Origin of the sequence: Flectobacillus sp. BAB-3569 (assembly GCF_002270355.1) — a bacterium.
Lineage (GTDB): Bacteria > Bacteroidota > Bacteroidia > Cytophagales > Spirosomataceae > Flectobacillus > Flectobacillus roseus.
The window spans coordinates 1-475 of the sequence record NZ_NJFZ01000177.1 but is presented as its reverse complement, the minus strand read 5'-3'; the positions used below and the strand labels follow the sequence as shown (position 1 = coordinate 475).

At 37.3% G+C, this 475-nt stretch carries 1 protein-coding gene; it reads left to right on the top strand.

Features of this window, described 5'->3' with window-relative positions:
- Nucleotides 1–475: hypothetical protein (locus BWI92_RS27695; protein ID WP_176464584.1), on the top strand; the 475-nt coding region annotated here is incomplete at both ends.

Genomic DNA, 475 nt, shown 5'->3' with positions numbered 1-475 from the left:
AGCATTCTCAGTTAGCTCAACTTGACAAAGTTTCACAAGAAAACATATCAATTGCTAAAGAGGATACTGAGGGATTTTCAGATTTTGATACTTTGTTCTCAATTTCAACGGAAGCAGAAGAAACCTTAAGACGCACTAATCCAAACCGCAGAAGCAGTTGGTATATTCCAAAACAGGAAAAATCAAAATCTACTAGCTCAAAAGCTCCAAGTAAGAAAAAAGCCACCAACTCGGTTGACAAAAAAGCCCAACAAAAGGTCGAGAAACAAACCTTGGAAAGAGACAATCTCGTACAGGAAGTCGAAGAGCTTAAGACAACTGTCATTTCAAATTCTCAATTCAAAGAAAAGATAGCAACAGAATTAAGAAAGTTTCTGAAAGTGAGCCAAACGGGACTGTCTGGAGTATTGACTAAAGATCAAAAGGAGTCAATTGCGTCAAAGGCTTATGAGAAGTATCCAAATTTGAGCAAATC